The sequence below is a fragment of the Phycisphaerales bacterium genome (assembly GCA_035627955.1).
GTDB lineage: Bacteria > Planctomycetota > Phycisphaerae > Phycisphaerales > UBA1924 > JAEYTB01.
Genome location: DASPKU010000013.1, coordinates 26,924 through 46,248 on the forward strand (window position 1 = coordinate 26,924; position 19,325 = coordinate 46,248).

The following is a 19,325-nucleotide window of genomic DNA, read 5'->3' on the forward strand; positions in this document are numbered from 1 at the left end:
GTCCTATGGGGCCTCTAGGACCTATAGGACTTCGCAATGGGCAACTACCGCTATCAGATCCGCACAAGCGGCGGCCAGGTGCAGACGGGCGTCATCGCCGCGGACAGCGCGGGCACGGCCTCCACGCTGCTGCGCAACCAGGGCGCGCACATCCTCTCGCTCTCGGCGGTCGCCAGCGACACGCTGCAGGGCGGCTGGGTGGCGAAGTTCAAGGAGCTGAACCAGGGCAAGCCCAGCCAGAAGCACGTGCTGGACTTCACCACGCAGCTGGCGGTCATGATCCGCGCCGGTATCAACCTGCGCTCGGCCCTTGACGGCATCGGCGAGCAGACCACGCACCCGGGGTTCCGACGCGTGCTGCAGCAGCTCAAGCAGGACGTGGAGGGCGGCAAGCAGTTCAGCGAGGCGATCGCCAAGCACCCCAAGCTCTTCAACCCGCTTTACATCAACATGGTGCGGGCGTCGGAGATGTCGGGCTCGTTCAGCAAGATGCTCGACCGCATCGCGCAGTACATCGGGCAGCAGCTCGAGACCCGCAAGATGGTGGTGGGCGCCGCGATCTACCCGGCGATCATCGGCACGCTCGCGGTGTGCGTGACCGTGTTCCTGCTCACCTTCGTGCTGCCCAAGTTCGGCGCGGTGTTCGAGGGCAAGGAGGACATCCTTCCCTGGGCCACCAAGTTCCTGATGGGGCTGTCGAAGTTCATGGTGGAGAACTGGTACCTGCTGGTGGGCGGGCTGGCGGTGATCATCGGCTGCCTCTACGCCTTCACCAAGACCGAGGTCGGCTCGTTCTGGGTGGACAAGCTCAAGCTCACGATACCCGTGATCAGGACGATGTTCCGCTCGCTGTACATCAGCCGCTCGCTGCAGACCATGGGGCAGCTGATCAACGCGGGCGTGCCCATGCTCGACACCCTGGCCATCACCGGCGACATTTCGGGTAACGTGATGTTCAAGGGGCTGTGGCGGCGCGTGCACGCCGCGGTGAAGACCGGCAAGAAGCTCACCAGCCAGCTCGGCCAGGGCGACATCCTGCCCAAGGCGGTGACGCAGATGATCAGCGCCGGCGAGGAGTCGGGCAAGCTTGGTGAGGTGCTTGACGAGATTTCCGTTTATTACGCCAAGCAGCTCAAGGACAACATCAAAGCGGTGACGTCGATGATCGAGCCCATCATGATCCTCATGATGGGTACAGTCGTTGGCTTCATCGCCATGGCGATCATCCTGCCCATCTTCAAGATGAGCCAGATCGTCAAGTAACCGATGCTTCAGGGGAGGGGTCGCGTGCCCCGCACAGGCCCCGCTGGAGGCAGGGAGAAGGCATGAGGCCCCGTCTGTTCCGTCGCAAGCCATCGGTTTCGGGTCGCCGCGGCGCGTTCACGCTGCTGGAGACGATGATGGCCCTGGTGATTATCGGCGTGGGCGTGCTCGCCTTCGTGGATGCCCAGGCGTCGTTCTCGCGCACCAACGCCTGGTCGAGCCAGGCGGCTACGGGCATGCTGCTGGCGAACGAGGTCCGCGAACTCTCGCGCCGCCTGCCGCGCCATGACCCGGTGACCGGCCTCACCCTTGTCGGCACCGGCCCCTCCGCCGTGGTCGTGGGCTGGGGTCGGGAGACCGGCGAGTACACCATTGATGACATCGACGACCTCGACGACCTCTCGGCCCTGTCGTTCGGCCTGGGCGGGACATTCAACGGCCCGGTGGATGCCTTCGGCAACCTCGTGCCCGAGATCGGGCCCGACGGCGAGCCGGTGCTCGATACCGACGGCAACCCGCGCCCGCTCAGCGGCTGGTCGCAGCAGATCACCGTCGAGAAGGTTGACCCTTACAACTTCAGCACCATCCGCGTGCCCGCGTACGAGCAGGTGGCCAACAGCGGCCTGCCCGCGATCGCGGTGGACAAGTTCCCCGTGCGTGTCACTGTGAGCGTCCGCTACCAGGGGCCGCACGAGACTCAGAGTGAAGAGATCACGCGGCTGACGTGGATTGTGTCCCCATGAGCGGGCGGAGCAGCGCCATGACAACCCTTCGCACCAGCCCTCGCAGCACTACCCCGGCCGCGCCCGGCGCCTTCGGCCGCCGCAAGTGGCTCCGCAAGCGCCGCGGCGTTGCCGCCGTGCTGGCGATGATGTTCCTCATCCTCTTCGGCTCGCTCTCGGTAGCGATGGCTATCTCGAGCAAGGGCAACATCACCACGGCCGCGACGCACCTTCACGTGTCGCGGGCGCAGTCCGCTGCGGAGACGGGCCTCTCCATCGCGGCCCGCCGCCTGAGCAACGCGTCGTCACGTTTCGTGATTTCCCGCAGCAACGTGGACAGTTCCTTTGGCTGGAACCTGTGGAGCGGCAATCTCGGCGCCCTGGGCCAGCACGCCGTGCTGCGCCCAACGACGGGGCGGCAGGACCTGAGTCTGCCCAGCGGCCTGGCGGCGGCGATCGCCGAGGACCACGCCCAAGACCAGGACATCGTGACCGAGGTCGGTCTCTCGCAGGTGGCGGTCGGCAATGCGCCCGCGAACACCAGCAGCGAGTACCGTACGACGTACTGGGTGTTCACGCCGGCGGTAGCGGTGGAGCCGCGCCAAACGGGGTCCACGACCCCTCCGCTGGCGTACACGGTGACGTACGCGCCGCTGGCGAACGGCACCGATATCCGCGTCATCGCCACCGGGTACGACTACGCCTACTCGCGGGCCGGGCAGCCGGTGAAGCGGACGATCTCGCAGGACTTCCGCATCGCAAAGCGGGTGAAGAGCGCGATCATCAGCCCGTCGCGGATCATGATCGGCAAGAACGTCATGATCAGCGGTGACATCGGCTCGCGGTTCACGGGCATCGACTACGTGAACGGCAACCCGCTGGTGCTGCGGTCCGACTTCCGCAACATCGACCCGATGCTGGACCAGAAGCTTGACGCCTTCTACACGAACCTCCCGCAGTACGACGTCGACGCCGACAACCGCCTGCGGGTCAGCCACCCGGTGGAGGCCAACGGCATCCCCTCGGGCACACAGGACTACGACGGCGACGGCCAGCCCGACAATGCTCACGACGACGTGACCGGCGATGGTTACGTGGATGAGTTCGACGTCTTCGTGCGGCACTTCGACCGCAACAACGACGGCAAGGTGGTGCTGCCCTTTGCTCTGACCGCAGGCACCCCGGCCGCGAACCTGTCTCCCGAGTTCGTGCGTGTGGACGGCACGGGGTACGACGACGACCTCGGCCTGCTGATCGACTCCTCGAACCCCGACCGCAACAAGAACGGGGTCTTCGGCTTCATCGACAGCAACCGCAACGGCCGCTGGGACGCGGGCGAGACGATGCTCGACTTTGACTCCTCGACTAACAAGTACCGCGACCAGGTGCTTGGCTACCGTGACGGCGTCATCGACAAGAAGGACCAGTACGCCAAGGTCACCGGCCAGCTCTCCTTCCGGGTCGACCGCTCGGCGTGGACCACGGCCCAGGGCGCCCTCCAGCCCATCCTCCGCGGCCCGATCTCACCCACGGATGGCAACTCGCCGATGCAGTTCAGCGCTGACGACACGGTGCTCCCGGACCTCAACGTGACGGTCTTCGGCCCGGCTCAGAGCAACCTGCAGCTCGCGGCGGACGGCGCGGCGTTCAACCAGCAGGTCGCGAGCCAGCTGGGCATCTCCACGGTGCAGCTGCAGACCTATGTGGAGACGCAGCCCGCGACGGCGACAACGCCGCGGTACCTGCGGCTGGACGGGGATAGCAACAACGACCAGCTGCCGGACAACTGGGCCACGGCGTACTTCGAGAAAATGCCCTTCAACTCGCCAGCTTTCACCGACTACTACTACCGCCCAGTGTACGAGAACATGGTGTTCAAGGACGTGCAGATCCCCATGGGCACCAACGCCCTGTTCCGCAACTGCACGTTCGTGGGCGTAACCTACATCCGCTGCGAGCAGGACAACACGCACCTCTTGTGGGGCGAGTACGGCAAGATGGTGATCCCGTCGGGCCAGACCAAGCCCCACCCGCGGTTCATCCGCGAGGTGTACGGCGATGACCTCGCGACCGAGCCCAACTCGGACCGGCCCAGCTCGCTCTCGGCGGTGCCGGGGCTGGTGCTGATGTCCAAGCTCCAGCCGCTGGACCAGGCGGACCTGCCGCAGAGCGTCGCCAACGTCACGCAGGGCTACACCGACCTTCCGATGCCGCTCATCATCAACAGCACGCGGGTGGTCGATACCAAGAAGTACTCCAACAACATCCGCTTCCACGACTGCCTGTTCGTCGGGTCGATTACCAGCGACGCCCCGCAGGGCTACACGCAGGCCCGCAACAAGCTGCAGTTCACCGGCAGCACGCGCTTCGTGCAGCAGCACCCCAGCGCGCCCGACGACCCCAGCCTCAACCCCCAGCAGCAGGACATGGCGGACATCAAGTCCAGCTCCATGATGGTGCCCAACTACTCGGTGGACCTGGGCTCGTACAACAGCCCTAACGAGCAGGACCTGCAGCTGCAGGGAGCGATCATCGCCGGCGTGCTCGACGTGCGCGGCAACGCCAACATCAACGGCGCCCTGCTGCTCACCTTCGCGCCGACGCTGGGCTCCGGCCCGCTGCGGGACGCCCTGGGCTTGCCGGCCGGAAACCCCGCCGGGTTCAACACCACCATCGGCTACTTCGGCCCCACCGACGGCGACGAGGAGGCCCTTGACCCCAACAACCTCCCGCTGGTCAACGGCGTCCGCATAGCCGGCTGGGACGTGGACGGCGACGGCCTGGTTGACCTCGGCGCCGACCAGCCGCAGCCCGCCGGCTCCACGGCCATCCCGTTCCACGGCTACGGGCGTATCCAGCTGCGGTTTGATCCCAAGATGGCTATCCCCAGCGGCATCATGCTCCCCATGACCATCGACCCGCTGCCCGCCACCTACCGGGAGGGCAACTCGTGAAGTTCCAAATGGCAAATGGCAAAGGTGCAAGGGGCAAAGGCCGGTATGGCTTCAGCCTGATTGAGGTGCTGGTCGCGCTCACCATTCTGGGCACGCTGCTCACGGCGGCGATGACCGCGCTGGACACCTCGTTCAAGAGCTACAAGGTCACCACGGAAGGGGCGTCCACTCACGTGATCGCCCGCATGGTGATGAGCCGCATCATGACGATGGTGCGGACAGGCACGCAGTTCGGGCCCTACCCCGTGGACCCGCTGGACAGCGCTCAGAATCCCGTGACTTCCGACTACTTCGAGTTCGTGACGCGCGAGAGCGGCACGGACAAGACCATTGTGCGCATCGAGCGGCGGGACAAGGACGACCCAGCCGAGGGGCCTTACGAGCTGTGGTATGTGCAGAGCGACTACACCAACGGCGTGCGGACGGGGCTCTACGCCCGCCCGCTGCTCAGCGGCGTGCAGGAGGCGCGGTTCACGCTCGAGTACGACGTAGGGCAGAACCTCAAGCGGGCGACGGTGGACCTGACCATCAAGCCGACGAACTTTCAGGCGGCGTCGATCGGCGGGAACATCGAGGCGCCGTCGATCCGGCTGGTGTCGAGCGTGAACCCGCGGAAGCTGCAGTAGGCGGCACGATCATGAAGCATGTTCGTGGCACGTCTACCTGAGCCCCTCCAGCGCCGCGGGGACTTCTTCCGCCAGCTCGGTCGCGATCAGCCCGCCCGACGCCCCGCGGGACTTCGCCCACCGCTCCCCCGCGATCGCGTGCGCCTGCACGCCGATGCGGGCCGCGTCGAACAGGCTCAGGACACGCTTCGGCCCTGCGCCGTGCTGGGCGATGATGCCGGCGATGACGCCCGAGAGCACGTCGCCGGTGCCCGCCGTCGCCAGGCACGGGTGGCCCCGAGTGCATACCCAGGTCTGGTGCCCGTCGCTCACCACCGTGCCCATCCCCTTGAGCACGACGATGCAGCCCAGCCGTTGCGCGAGCGCCTCCGCGGCCGCGGGCCGGGTGGCTTCGTTTACGGGATCGAGCGTGATGTTCAGGGCGGCGGCGAGGCGGCGGAACTCGCCCGGGTGGGGCGTCAGCACGGCCGCGCCCCGGAAGTCGCGCTGGAGCTGCGGGATCAGGGCGAGGTTGTTGATCGCGTCGGCGTCCACGACCACCGGGATGTCCTCCTGCTGCACGGCCCGCAGGCTCGATGCCGCGGGCCCCTCGCCCACCCCCAGCCCGGGGCCGACGACAAGGCAGGTGGAATCGAGAATGACGTCGTCGATCACCTCGGCCGCGAGGTGCGGGACGAGCTCGCCGCGGTCGTCCACGTGCAGGCCGACGCCGGTGGCGGAGGGGCAGATCGCGATTCCGGAGCCGAGGATGGGCGTGGGCATGACCAGGCGGGCCAGCCCCGCCCCGGCACGCAACGCCCCGAGAGCCGCGAGCGCAGGGGCGCCGATCATTCGGGCATCGCCGGCGCACGAGCCGCCGAGCACGGCCACGGTGCCGAACGTGCCCTTGTGCCCGCCCGCTGGTCGCGGCGGCAGTGTGGGCAGCTCGCCCGCGTTGGAGCCCGCCTCGCTCACTTGCCGCCCGCTCCCGCGCCCACGCCCGCCGCGGCGTGCTCGACGCTCTCAACCTTGATCTTCAGTGCGCCGAGCAGCGGCGCGACCGCGCCAAGGCCAGAGGCGGGAGCCCCGTCCTCGAGCTTGGTGACGTCGAGGGCGATGTGCGTGGCGTCGAAGGGGGTCGAGTCGTCGAGCGTGGCGTCCAGATCGACCCAGCGGTGCTTGCCGTCGACTTCGAGCAAGGCCTGCGTCCACATGTGGTAGCCGAAGATCCCCTGCGACCCGGCGAACTGGTCGGCGTACACGAGGCCCACCACGGCGCGGGAGCGGATCCCATTGGACCGCAGGAGGGCTGTCAGCAGCACGCCGTGCTCGGTGCAGTCGCCCTGCTTGGAGCGTGCGACCTCGGAGGCGGTGGCGAACGCGGTGCCGAGGTTCTTCTTGCTGATGTAGCGGTGGACGAAGCGGCGGCACGCCTCGGCCTTGGCCGCGGGGGTGTCCTCGCCATTGTTGAGGCTGGCGATCGCCCGGGTCGCGAGCTTCGCGACCTCGGGGTCCTGCGAGTTGGCCAGGGTGGTGGCGGCGAGGAGGGCGGGGTCGGTGGCGTCCGCCTCGGGGGCGGGGCTAAGGCTGGTGGTTGAGATGGTGAGGGTGGCCCTGTTGCCGTCCGCGGCCACCTTCTGCGCTCCGGTCTCGGGCAGCTTGGGCATGTCCTCTTCGACCGAGAGCGTCAGCACCGCCCGCGTCACCTCGCGCGGGTTCTCGATCGGCCGGTCGGGCTTGCAGAAGGTGCTCACCATGATCTCCGGAGGCGCGGCCTTGGTCTTGGCCCCCGCCTGGGCTTCCGCCCGTGTGCTGGCGATCACGTCGATGTTGATCCCGCCCACCGACATGCGGCTCTTGATCAGCTCGCCGTCCTCATCCACGTAGTCGGTGCTCTTGAACACGCCCTGGCCGGTGTCGGTTGTGATCTTGCGTTTGGTCGCCTCCACTGTGCGGCCGTCAACGACGACGCTGGTCTTCTCGAAGTCTGTGTACTTCACCGTGACCGGGGTGGCGCCCATCTCCGGGGTCACCGAGCGCAGCGTGATCTCCTTAGCCCCGCTCTTCATCCGCTGCCTCACGAACTGATCCGCCGCGTTGGGGGTCAGCCACACGCCCTCGGGTTTGGGCAACTGCTTCGTGATCGGTTTGCCGTTCTGCTCCGTCACGAGCTCGATCGAGCCGTCCTGTTGGAAGGTGTACGTCGAAGTGATGGGCTTGCCGCCGGTGTTCTGCACCGACTTCATCATGACCGGCGTGCCGTCGACGGTCTCAACGAAGAGCGATTCCATGGTGATCTTGGCGACCGCGTCGCCGCGCCCGATGGAGATAGTGGTCTTGCTGCTGGTGGTGACCTTGCCGTCCTCGGTCTTGATGACGCTGTGCATGTCGCCGCATGCCTGGCCCATCATTTTCAGAATGTACCAGCGGTCGCTGTCGGCCAGCGCTCCCGACGCCAGCGAGACCAGCACGAACAACGCAGGCACGACGCGGCGGAAGATCATCATGCCGAGAGTGTACGTGCAAGCGGCCGTGACCACCCCTGGGGCTACCCTGCCGCGTGATCGACACCCACTGCCACCTCACGTTCGCCGACTTTCAAGACCCCCGGTACCCCGGTGGGGTGGCGGCGGTGCTGGAGAAGGCTGCGGCGGAGGGGGTGACGGGCGCGATCACAATCTCGACGACCACGCGCGACTGCCTGAAGGCCCTTGCGATCGCCGAGGCTTTCCCCAACGTCTGGTGCTCGTCGGGCGTGCACCCGCTCTATTCGCACGAGGGGCCGCACGAATGGGCCAACCTGGCCAGGGTCGCGGCCAGCCCCCGCTGCGTCGCATGGGGTGAGCTGGGCCTCGACCACCACTACGAGGGCCCGCACCGCGCAGTGCAGTTCCAGGTGCTGGAGGAGCAACTCGCGTTCATCAAGCAGGTGCGGGAGCAGGGCATCGACAGGCCCATCGTGCTGCACTGCCGCGAGGCGTTCGCGGACCTCATCCCGATCCTGAAGGGAAGCGGGCTCGACACCACGCGCATGGTCTTCCACTGCTTCACCGGGACGGTGGAGGAGGCCCGGGCGGTGCTGGACATTGGGGCGTGGATCTCCTTCACGGGTGTGGTGACGTACAAGAACGCGCCCGACGTGCGGGAGGCAGCGGGGCTGATGCCCGCCGACCGCATCATGATCGAAACCGACGCGCCCTTCCTCAGCCCGGAGCCCCACCGCGGCCAGCGGCCCTGCCAGCCATGGATGTCGGCGGTGACGGCGAGGTTCATTGCGTCCTTGCGAAGGGAGCCGTGGGACGCCTTCCACGCGCAGATCAACGCGAACGTGCAGCGGTTCTTCGGGGTTTGAAGGCGGAACACAGAAGGCACGGAGAGCGAGCAGAGGAAGCAGAGTTGGAGAGAGCGATCGGATCCGAGTCGCCATCATCAACCTCTCAATTCCTGCTCAGTGCCCTCTGTCCACCCTCCGTCCCCTCCGTGTTCCGCCTTTGCCGGTCTTCCCTAAACTGCACGCATGACCCTGACCCTGGCGGCGTGGCTCCACGACCTCAGCCCCGTCATCTTCAAGTTCACCGACGCGCTCGCGATCCGCTGGTACGGCTTGGCCTACGCCCTGGGCTTTATCCTTGGGTGGCTGTGGCTGCGGTCCATGTCGCGCCGCGGCATGACGCCGCTCTCGCAGCAGCGCATCGGCGACGCGATGCTCATCCTGGTGCTGGGCGTCGTGCTCGGGGGGCGGCTGGGTTACGTGTTCTTCTACGATCCCGCGCTCCTGGTCGAGTTCACCCGAGACGCGCCCTTCTGGGGCGTGTTCAAGGTCAACAAGGGCGGCATGTCCTCCCACGGCGGTATCCTGGGTGTCATCGTCGCCTCGTGGGTCGTCGCCCGGGGGGTGAAGGACAACAGCGGGCAGCGCCGGTTCGCCGTGCCGTGGATGCACGTCCTGGACCTCACGGCCGTCGCCTGCACCGTGGGCCTGGGCCTGGGGCGCATCGCCAACTTCATCAACGGCGAACTGTTGGGCCAGATCGTGGCCATGCCCGGTAAGGCCGCGCCGGGGTGGGCGGTGAAGTTCCCGCAGGAGCGCATGAACGGTGATCCGCTCGGGGTTGATCCCACCATCCCCGTCGAGCACGCCCCGCCCCTCACCCCCGAGCAGACCGACGCTCTGGCCGCACTGCTCGACCGCTTCCGCATCGGCATGGAGTCCGACGGCACCGCCTACGGGCGGATGATCCAGGTTCTGCAAAAGGGCGGCGAGCAGGGTGAGGCGGTGGCCCGAGACCTCGCGCCGCTGATCTCGGCCCGCTACCCGAGCCAGCTCATGCAGGCCGCGACCGACGGCCTCATCCTTGGGCTGGCCCTCTGGCTTATCTGGTACAAGCCCCGCCGCCCGGGCGTGGTGGGGGCGTGGTTCATGATCCTCTACGGCGTGATGCGGATCGCCACCGAGTTCATCCGCCTTCCGGACCCCGAGCTGGCCGCGCTCAAGCAGTCGTCGGGGCTCTCCATGGGCCAGTGGCTCAGCATCGCCATGATCGTGGTAGGCATCGGCGCTCTCGTCGTATTCCGCCTCCGGCCCACCGACCTCCGCTATCCGGGTTGGCTGCGGAAGGCCTGACCAGCGTGCATTCATGGGGGCCGCCGAGAGTGCTCCCTACCCTTCCGCTCCCGGCTGACACCCGGGCTCGGAGGTCTCCATGAACGTTCTCGTCACCGGCGGAGCCGGGTACATCGGGTCGCACGCCGTGCAGCGGCTCCTCCGCGAAGGCCACCATGTGACCGTGCTGGACAACCTGTACCGCGGCCACCGCCGGGCCATGGACCTGCTGGGCGACACCGCCAAGGGCCGGCTCGCGTTCATCGAGGCCGACGTGTGCGACCGAGGGGCGGTGCGGTCGGCCGTGCTGGACCACAAGGTCGAGACGGTGATGCACTTCGCCGCGGTGGCGTACGTGGGCGAGTCGGTGGAGGACCCGCTCCGCTATTACCGGTGGAACGTCGATGGGCTGCTCTCAGTGCTGGAGGCGTGCACGGCCGGCAGCGTGCCCCGCCTTGTGTTCAGCTCCAGCTGCTCGACCTATGGCCAGCCGCCGGACCACCTGATCCCGATCCCCGAGCACTGCCCGCAGGACCCGGTCTCGCCCTACGGGCGCACGAAGCTGATGGGCGAGCACATCATCCGCGACTACGCGGAGTCACGCCGGCTCGCGGGCAAGCCCTTCGGGTATGCCCTACTGCGGTACTTCAATGTCGCGGGCTGCGACCGCACCGGGCTGCTGGGCGAGGACCACACGCCCGAGTCGCATCTGGTGCCGGTGGTGCTCCAGGTGGCATTGGGGCAGCGGTCCAGCATCGGGATTTTCGGCACCGACTACCCGACACCCGACGGAACCTGCATACGCGACTACGTGCACGTCGAAGACCTTGCCGATGCCCACGTGCTTGCGATGCAGAAGCTCCAGCCCGGCGACGGGCTCTTCTATAACGTTGGCATCGGGCGGGGGTACTCGGTGCGGGAGATCATCGCGTCGGCCCGGCGTGTCACGGGGCACCCGATCCCCGTGGTGGAGCAGCCGCGGCGTGCGGGTGACCCGCCGCGGGCGTTTGCGGACCCGGCGAAGATCACGCGCGAGCTGGGCTGGAAGGCGCAAGTGACCGATCTAGATGACATCATCGCCTCCGCGTGGAAGTGGATGAGCAGGCACCCTAAGGGCTACCGGTCGTGAACAAGCTGGGCCGTATCGCGATTGTTGCGCTTGCCGCCGCGGTGGCGCCCGTCGTGCAGGCGCAGAATGGCGCCGCCCCGCACGCGCCGGCTGCGGAGATTTCCAGCTCGCACCCGGCGATGTTTGCGGAGTTCCCGCGCCCGCGGGCGGACCTGCCGTTCCTGGACTCTGCGAACGCGTGGCCCAAGCGTTGGAACAACAGCGAGCAGAGACGCGGTGTGGTGATTGAGGTGGACAACCCCGCGGAGTTCCCCGCGGGGTACCGAGCGCCCGACTTCAGGCCGCTGGCCCGCAATGCGTCTGAGCTCCGGGCGCTCAAGGGCGACGCGCCCCTGCCGGAGAGCCTGGATGTGCTCACCGCCGGGCGCGGCTCGTTCATGTACATCGTCCGCGAGGCCGACGCGGAGAAGCCCGTTCCACGCTCGCGCCGCAACACCGCTGACGCGATGCTCAAGTTCGTCTCGGCGCAGGAAGAGGACCTCGACAGCGGGCCCGCGCTCGTCATCGAGCAGACGTGGTTCGCCGTGTACCAGCCAAAGGTCCAGCCGCGCGGCCTCGCGCTCGTCTCTCCGGGCCTTCTCGGCACCCCACCCGGCACGCTCCAGAACGTATCGGAGCTCCTGCGCAAGGATGGTTGGCTTGTGCTCCGCATGCTCAGCCAGCCCTCCCGCTTCACCGAGCAATTGGAGTTCAAGCTCGACGGCGCGGCCGACATCGACGCCCAGGCAAAGGCCATCGCAAAGATCACCGGCAACCGCACCGCCGAGTGCGCCTACGCCGTGCAGGCCGCCGCCGCGCACCTCGAATCGGCGCATCCGGGGCTGAAGACGCAGCCCCGCGTGGCAGTGGGCTTCAGCGGCGGCGCCATGACGCTGCCGACGATCATCGCGCGTGAGCCCGAGCGTTACGCCGCCGCGGTCCTCGTCGGCGGTGGCGCCGACTTCTGGCTGATGAACCAGCGCAGCAACTACCGTGAGCTCATCAAGGCGGTCAAGGAAACGTGGGCCGAGAAGCCCTCGCCCGAGACGCTCGCCGCGCTCGATGAGGCCTACCTCAAAAACGCGCCTCTTGATTCCTACCACACCGCCGCCGTGCTGAAGGGCAAGCCCGTGCTCATGATCCAGGGCACGGCGGACCGGGCGGTGCCCGCGCCGCTTGGCGACCTGCTGTGGGAGCGGCTGGGCCGCCCCGAGCGCTGGCTCGACGAGGGCGCCAGCCATGAATCTCTGTTTATGAACCTGCCGCGCGACCACTTCCCGAGAATGATGGAGTGGTTGAACCGTGCCGCCCCGCGCCTTGCGCAGGATGCGCCCGCGGCCCAACCGGAGTAAGGAACGCTCGTTGTTCGTTGCTGTCAGCCCATACCACCTCACCACGCGCGAAGCCCCTGCGATGGCCTCACTGCTGCTCGCAGAGCGCGTGCTCACGATGGTGCCGGCGCCGGGCTCTTCGACCGCAACACAGGCGACCACGGCCGGAGCTCGGATCCCCGGGTACCTCGCGTTCATGAACACCTGGAGCTGGACAGTGCCCCTGTGGCAGGCGGGCGTCCTCGCGGCCGAGCACGAGGGGCAGTCTGCGGTGGCCGACATGCAGGCGGTGTCGGGGCGTGTGGAGAGCGACGAGCTGCTCGCGCCGCTCCGCCGCTTCATGCACAGCGAGCTATATCAGGACGAGCAGGCGTACCTCTCCGCCGTCGCCGCGGACCTGCTCAAGGGCGGGCCCGACCCGGGCATCAACGTGCCCGTCGCGGCGGGGATTGACCGCTTCGCGACGCGCCACCAGCTGCTCGTTGCCCGGGCTCAGCCGACCTCGGTCGTGCAGGTCGCGGAGTCGCGCATGGGCGAGCGGCTCGACTCGATCGCCCTGCCGGTGCTGCTCCAGGCCGATGCCGACCGCATCCTGCATGCCCGCGAGGTTCTGGCGGATGTGCTTGAGGGCCTGTGGGACGCGTACGACGACCTCACCGACGAGATCGAGGACGGCGCATCCCTCACCGACGCCGCCACCGCTTACACCGACGCGTACACGGATCGGCAGGGCGAGATCACCATGGGCGGCGAGGACGACGATGTCCGCATCGTCGAGGGCACCGTCACGGTCCACGCGGTGCGAATGCCCAGCGATGTGGTGCTCCGCAGCAGCCTCGCGGCGGTGGAGAACCTCACGGGCCGGCAGAAGTCCGCCCCAGTCGCGACCAACGGCTCGGACCTCGCCCACTACGATCCGCTCGCGGCCCAGACGTTCATCTCGCTGGTGATCAAGCCGCTGGGCGCCCGGCCCCAGCAGCGTCGCCGCTGAACCGCACCAACTCGGGCTGGTTCTCATAGGTCCCATAGGACTCATAAGACCTATACGACTTATGCTCCGTCAATGAACCGCCTCGCGAGCCAGACCAGCCCCTACCTCCTCCAGCACGCCCACAACCCGGTTGACTGGTGGCCCTGGTGCGACGAGGCGTTCGAGGAAGCCCGCAAGCGCAACCTGCCGGTGTTCCTCTCAATCGGCTACTCCACGTGCTATTGGTGCCACGTGATGGAGCGCGAGAGCTTCGAGGACGCCGCGACCGCTGCGCTGCTGAACACACACTTCATCCCGATCAAGGTGGACCGCGAGGAGCGGCCCGACGTCGACGATGTCTACATGGCCGCCACGGTGATCATGACCGGGCGCGGCGGGTGGCCAATGTCGGTGTTCCTCGAGCCCACGCAGCGGCGGCCCTTCTGGTGCGGCACGTACTTCCCCAAGGCCAACCACCCGCAGATCCCCACGTTTACCGAGGTTCTCAGCGCCATCAACACCGCGTGGCGCGAGCAACGCAAGGAGATCGACGAGCAGAGCCAGCAGCTCGCCGCGGCGGTACGCGACCAGGTCTCAGGCTCCACCAATACCGCGCAGCTCGGCCAACAGCAGGTCGCGGATGCGGTGTCGGCGCTGCTCAAGATCTTCGACCGCACCAACGGCGGCTTCGGCGGGGCGCCCAAGTTCCCCCAGCCCTGCTTCCTGGAGTTCCTGCTCGACGCCCGCGAACGCGCGGCCGACGACTCCACCGCCGACGCCATCGACGCGGCCGTCAAGCTCACCCTCAACCGCATGGCGGTGGGGGGGATCAACGACCAGGTCGGCGGCGGCTTCCACCGCTACGCCGTGGACGCCACGTGGACCGTGCCGCACTTCGAGAAAATGCTGTACGACAACGCCCAGCTGGCGCGCGTCTACGCACGCGCGGCCCGCTTCTACGGCGATTCGTACCTCGAGCACACCGCCCGCCGCACGCTCGATTATGTGCTGAAGGAGATGACCTCGTCGCAGGGTGCGTTCTATTCGGCCCAGGACGCCGAGGTCGATGGCAAGGAGGGGCTCAACTACCTCTGGACCGCCGCGGAGCTTCGGACGCTGCTCGAGGATGAGGATGACATCAACTTCGCCGTGCGGCTCTACGGGCTGGACAGGGGCCCCAACTTCCAGGACCCGCACCACAAGGGCGAGCCGCCGCGGAATGTGCTGAGGCTGGATGACCGACCCGATCGGCTGGCTAAGTCCCTGAACCTCCCGCCCGAGGCGATTGCCGAACGAACGGCGGCCCTGAACGCACGCCTGTACGCAGCCCGTCAGCAGCGCAAGCAGCCGCGCCTCGACGATAAGGTTCTCTCGGCGTGGAATGGCATGATGATCGGCGGCTTTGCAACTGCCGCGCGGGAGCTCGAGGAACCGCGGTACCTCGACGCCGCCGAGATGGCCGCGGCCTTCGTGCTCTCGAAGCTCACGGATAGCGCGGGCGAGGGCGGCGAGCGCCGACTCCTCCGCACCTACCGGGACGGCCAGGCCCACACACCCGGGTTCCTCGAGGACCACGCTTACCTCATGCACGGCCTGCTCGAACTCGCCCGCGCCACCATTGGACCGAAGCGCGACCTGCACCTCCAGCAGGCAAAGGCCATCCTGACGCTTGCTGACGCTTCGTTCCTGGACCCAAAAACCAACGCCTGGTTCGACCAGCGCGATGACGCCCAGGACCTCTTCGTCCGCACCCGCAGCGCCCATGACGGCGCGATCCCCAGCGCCACCTCGCAGATGCTGCACAACCTGCTCGATCTGGCCGAGCTGACCGGCGAGGACGCTTACCGCGAGCGAGCGCTCGCATCGCTCATCGCCAACAGCGGCGCCATCGCCGAGAGCCCCGTCGGCACAGTCAACTCCACCCGCGCCCTGCTTCGCCTCCTCGCCACCGACTCCAGCGCCGCGGCCCGTTTTCAGCAGGCACCCGCCGCCGCACAGGCAAGCACGCAGCAGGCCCCGCCCGAGGCCGTGGAGATCTACGCCTCCACCGATCGTGTCTCGATCCGCAAGGACGAGCCGGCGGAGCTCAGCCTGTTTGTCAAGATTGCCGACGGCTACCACGTCCCCGCTGCCGACCCCGGCAGCAACGACGCGGCCCGCTCCATGATCCCCTTCCGCATCGGCATCATCAACGGCACTGGCATTTCTGCCTTCGCGGGGTACCCCGAGGGCCAGCCCTACCACGACGGCACGAAGGTCTACACCGGCTCCTTCGAGCTCCAGGTCGCGCTCGAGCGCACCGGCGAGTGGACCGGCCAGCCGCTGCTGGGGCTGCTCTATCAGGTGTGCACCGAGACCGAGTGCCTGATGCCCCGCAACGTGGAGCTCGACATCGCCCTCGACCGCATCGACTGACCGCTCCCCGTGCACCGCTCCGGTGCCGCTCCGGGGCGGCACGCCAGCCGCAGGGGCCTAACATCCCCACCCATGCCCACCGCCGTCATTTCCGACATCCACGCCAACGCCGCCGCCCTCAAGGTGGTCCTGGCCGACATCGAGAAGCGCGGCATCAAGCGCATCGTGTGCCTGGGTGACACCGTGGGCTACGGCCCCGATCCGCTGGAGTGCGTGGACCTCGTCCGCGAGCGCTGCGCCTGGACCCTGATGGGCAACCACGACTACGGCGTGCTCTACGAGCCGACGAACTTCAACGCCGCCGCGGAATCGGCGGCGTTCTGGACACGCCAGCAGTTCGATCAGGAGCCCGACGACAACCTGCGTGCCCAGCGGTACGACTTCCTCAACCGCCTCAAGGTGCGGGTGGTCGAGCGGATCGGCACCGACGGCGCGGAGCCGGTCACCAACGTTCCGGCGATCCCCGGCCACCCCCTGCTCGCCGTCCACGGCTCCCCCCGTCGCCCGATCAACGAGTACATCTTCCCCGATGACGCGATCAATGCGACCGACAAGCTCGAGAGCATCTTCGACCGCGTGGGCAAGATCTGCATCGTGGGTCACACGCACGTGCCGGGCGTCTTCACCAACGAGCCCGACTTCTACCCGCCCGCCGAACTGGGGGAGAACGGGTACAAGTTCCAGGAGGGTGAGAAGGCCGTGATCAACGTCGGCTCCGTGGGCCAGCCCCGCGACGGCGACCCCCGCGCCAGCTACGTCATCCTGCACCCGACGCACGCCCAGTTCATCCGCCTTGAGTACGACGTCGCGGCCACCGCCGAGCGCATCAAGGCCATCCCGGAGCTGGGCACGTGGCTGGGCGACCGGCTGTACAAGGGCCAGTGACGCCCAGCGGCAGGTAAACCGGAAGTCGGAGACCGGAAACCGGAAGGAAGAGCGCCGAAGGGTGATCGCTGATCGACCCGTGGCCTTATCCACTGCCAGCCGGCACTTTGCCCTATGGTTCCCCCCTATCCCGTGGAACCCTGACCCACCATGCCTCAACCCAAGAACCCGTTCCTGCGCACCTTCATCCCCACCCTGCTCATCGTGCTGGGGATCGGCTTCGCCATTGCGGTCTGGCGCAATAGCTCCAAGTCTGCTACGAACACCACGCCCACCCAGCAGGCCGAGGCCCCCGCCTCGACCACGCCGGCACAGCCGTCGTCGCCGATAACGCCTGACGGCACGCAGCCTGCGCAGCCCGCGACCCCACCCCCGACGCAGACCACCGATGCCGCGGCCACGCCGCCGCAGCCCACTCCTTCGACCCCCGCGCAACCGATCGCCGGCACCTTCCGCGCCGAGCGGGTCGAGAGCACCGGTCCGATCCCGGTCCTGGGCAGCGCCGACGCGGCGGGCCCTTACAAGCTCCAGCTCGAGTTCTCGCCCAATGGCGCGGGGATCGACGCCATCCGCCTTGCCAACCACGAAGAGAACATCACCACCACCGACAAGGTCGTGGTGCAGTCCTCGACCGTCTCGCACCTGCCCGAGGCCCCTAACTATCCGCCCTTCGCGGCCGTGTCGATCGTGATCACGCCGCAGGGCGGCACGTCCTCGCTGCCCATCCCGCTCGACGGCCCGGTGTGGGCCCCGGTCTCAGGGCGCCCCGGCGCGTTCCAGGCCCGGATCCTGGATGACCACGACCGCCCCGTGCTCCGCATCGAGCGCGTGTACCTGTTGAGCGAGGGCAAGTCGCACTTCACCATCCGCCAGCAGATGGTGAACCTCAGCGGTGCACCGATCTCGTTCTTCTTCTTTGAGCGCGGCCCCGTGGACCTGCCCGGCGGCCCCAGCGGCTACGGCGGCGACAAGCGCCGCGTGCACTTCGGCTACTTCATGTCCGCCGACCCCTCGCAGATGGTGCTCTCCAACAAGTTCCTGATCGAGCGCCCCGACCTCATCAAAAAGGACGACCCGCTCGTCAAGCCCATCTGGCCGACGGAGAAGACCAAGGCCTACACGCTCACGTGGGTGGGCAGCACCAACCGCTACTTCGGCGCGGCCGTGTTCCCGGTGATCGACAACCCCGCCCAGGGCAAGGCCCTCGGGTGGGTGCAGCGGGTCGACCGCGTCGTGATCCCCAACACCGGCTTCGACACGCATTCGAGCACGGCCCTGGAGCTCGCGAGCAACCAGTTCACGTTGGCGGCGGCGGGCCAGCCCGGCGACTGGGCCGACCTTTCCCACAATGTCTACGCCGGCCCGCTCAACCGCAAGGAGCTGCGTCAGGACCCGGTAACCGAGGCGGTCGGACTGCCGGGCCTGGTCGTGTACAACTTCGGCGGCATGTGCGCCAGCTGCACCTTCGAGGCGGTCAGCAACGCGCTGCTGTGGATCCTGCACGCCCTGCACGACTGGCTGCTGAAGGACTGGGCCCTGGCCATCATCGGCCTGGTGCTGATTGTGCGCACGCTGCTGCACCCCGTGACGAAGTGGTCGCAGATCCGCATGGCCCGCTTCGGCAAGCAGATGGCGGCGGTCGGCCCCAAGCAGAAGGCCCTGCAGGACAAGTACAAGGCCGACCCCAAGAAGCTGCAGGAGGAAACGGCCAAGCTGTGGCGCGAGGAGGGTGTGAGCCCGCTGGGCATGCTCGGCTGCATCCCCATGGTGCTGCAGATGCCCATCTGGATCGCGCTGTACGCGGTGCTCTACTTCTCGGTCGAGCTGCGGCACACCGGCGCGTTCTACGGCGTGTTCCAGAACATCCAGCCGCGGAGCTGGCCGACGTGGCAGTTCCTGGGCGACCTCGCCGAGCCCGACCGCCTGCTGATGTTCAAGAGCTCGTTCCACGTGCCGCTGATCGGGGCGGTGATCGGCGAGATCAACGCGCTGAACGTGCTGCCGCTGCTGCTTGCAGTGGTGTTCTTCATCCAGCAGAAGTACCTGACGCCGCCCACCAGCGCGACGCTCACCCCCGAGCAGGAGTTCCAGCAGAAGCTCATGAAGTGGATGACCGTCGTCCTGTTCCCGGTGTTCATGTACAACGCGCCCTCGGGCCTGGCGATCTATTTCATCTGCAACAGCACGTTCGCCATTCTGGAGAGCCGCTACGTCAGGTCCCACATGGACAAGTACGACCTGCTGAACGTGGACAAGATGCGGGCCGAGCGACAGGCCCGTTCCAGCGTGATCGATAAGCGCGGCCCCGGCGCGGGCGGCGGCGCCGGACGCAAGGAGACGTTCCTGGAGCGACTCCAGCGCCTGGCGATCGAGAAGCAGAAGGAAGCCGAACGCCTCCGCAACCAGCCCCGCAAGAAGAAGTGACCGGCGACCCGGGTACCTCATGGGGTACCCGGCCGCTCCGCGGCG

14 protein-coding genes are annotated in these 19,325 nt (G+C 67.6%); 12 read left to right on the forward strand and 2 right to left on the reverse strand.

Annotated elements, in window-relative coordinates:
• Window positions 1-36: 36 nt before the first annotated feature.
• From VD997_11220 to VD997_11235, 4 genes are all read left to right on the forward strand, one after another.
• Window positions 37-1,263, forward strand: coding sequence for a type II secretion system F family protein (locus VD997_11220; GenBank protein HYE62554.1), 1,227 nt, complete (start codon window positions 37-39; stop codon window positions 1,261-1,263).
• 62 nt (window positions 1,264-1,325) lie between these two features.
• Entirely contained in the window at window positions 1,326-2,006 is a 681-nt protein-coding gene (locus VD997_11225; GenBank protein HYE62555.1) for a prepilin-type N-terminal cleavage/methylation domain-containing protein, read from the forward strand.
• Between the two features lie 17 nt (window positions 2,007-2,023).
• Complete coding sequence (locus VD997_11230; GenBank protein ID HYE62556.1) at window positions 2,024-4,939, forward strand: hypothetical protein; 2,916 nt, start codon at window positions 2,024-2,026, stop codon at window positions 4,937-4,939.
• 8 nt (window positions 4,940-4,947) lie between these two features.
• Window positions 4,948-5,565, forward strand: coding sequence for a prepilin-type N-terminal cleavage/methylation domain-containing protein (locus VD997_11235; GenBank protein ID HYE62557.1), 618 nt, complete (start codon window positions 4,948-4,950; stop codon window positions 5,563-5,565).
• Window positions 5,566-5,598: 33 nt separating this feature from the next.
• Here the strand turns inward: VD997_11235 and VD997_11240 are convergent, their stop codons facing one another.
• Window positions 5,599-6,519 carry an NAD(P)H-hydrate dehydratase gene (locus VD997_11240; protein HYE62558.1) on the reverse strand — a complete coding sequence of 307 codons (921 nt, stop codon included), beginning with the start codon at window positions 6,517-6,519 and terminating at the stop codon, window positions 5,599-5,601.
• A complete protein-coding gene (locus tag VD997_11245) occupies window positions 6,516-8,051 on the reverse strand; it encodes a transglutaminase-like domain-containing protein (GenBank protein ID HYE62559.1) in 1,536 nt (511 codons plus the stop codon). Before VD997_11245 ends, VD997_11240 begins: the two co-directional genes overlap by 4 nt.
• Window positions 8,052-8,104: 53 nt before the next feature.
• Here VD997_11245 and VD997_11250 point away from each other — a divergent pair, with 53 nt between their 5' ends.
• The 8 genes from VD997_11250 (at window position 8,105) to VD997_11285 (ending at window position 19,280) form a co-directional block, all read left to right on the forward strand.
• A complete protein-coding gene (locus tag VD997_11250) occupies window positions 8,105-8,896 on the forward strand; it encodes a TatD family hydrolase (GenBank protein ID HYE62560.1) in 792 nt (263 codons plus the stop codon).
• A gap of 165 nt (window positions 8,897-9,061) precedes the next feature.
• Window positions 9,062-10,168, forward strand: a complete 1,107-nt coding sequence (gene lgt / locus VD997_11255; GenBank protein HYE62561.1) for a prolipoprotein diacylglyceryl transferase — start codon at window positions 9,062-9,064, stop codon at window positions 10,166-10,168.
• Window positions 10,169-10,247: 79 nt separating this feature from the next.
• Entirely contained in the window at window positions 10,248-11,276 is a 1,029-nt protein-coding gene (gene galE / locus VD997_11260) for a UDP-glucose 4-epimerase GalE (protein HYE62562.1), read from the forward strand.
• Complete coding sequence (locus tag VD997_11265; protein HYE62563.1) at window positions 11,273-12,607, forward strand: alpha/beta hydrolase; 1,335 nt, start codon at window positions 11,273-11,275, stop codon at window positions 12,605-12,607. Before galE ends, VD997_11265 begins: the two co-directional genes overlap by 4 nt.
• A gap of 10 nt (window positions 12,608-12,617) precedes the next feature.
• The gene (locus tag VD997_11270; protein ID HYE62564.1) at window positions 12,618-13,577 is read left to right on the forward strand and encodes a hypothetical protein; all 960 of its coding nucleotides are present in this window, start codon (window positions 12,618-12,620) and stop codon (window positions 13,575-13,577) included.
• Between the two features lie 72 nt (window positions 13,578-13,649).
• Window positions 13,650-15,971, forward strand: coding sequence for a thioredoxin domain-containing protein (locus tag VD997_11275; protein ID HYE62565.1), 2,322 nt, complete (start codon window positions 13,650-13,652; stop codon window positions 15,969-15,971).
• 72 nt (window positions 15,972-16,043) lie between these two features.
• On the forward strand, window positions 16,044-16,856 hold the full coding sequence (locus tag VD997_11280) for a metallophosphoesterase family protein (protein ID HYE62566.1): 813 nt from the start codon (window positions 16,044-16,046) through the stop codon (window positions 16,854-16,856).
• Window positions 16,857-17,006: 150 nt separating this feature from the next.
• Complete coding sequence (locus VD997_11285) at window positions 17,007-19,280, forward strand: YidC/Oxa1 family insertase periplasmic-domain containing protein (protein ID HYE62567.1); 2,274 nt, start codon at window positions 17,007-17,009, stop codon at window positions 19,278-19,280.
• Window positions 19,281-19,325: the final 45 nt, after the last annotated feature.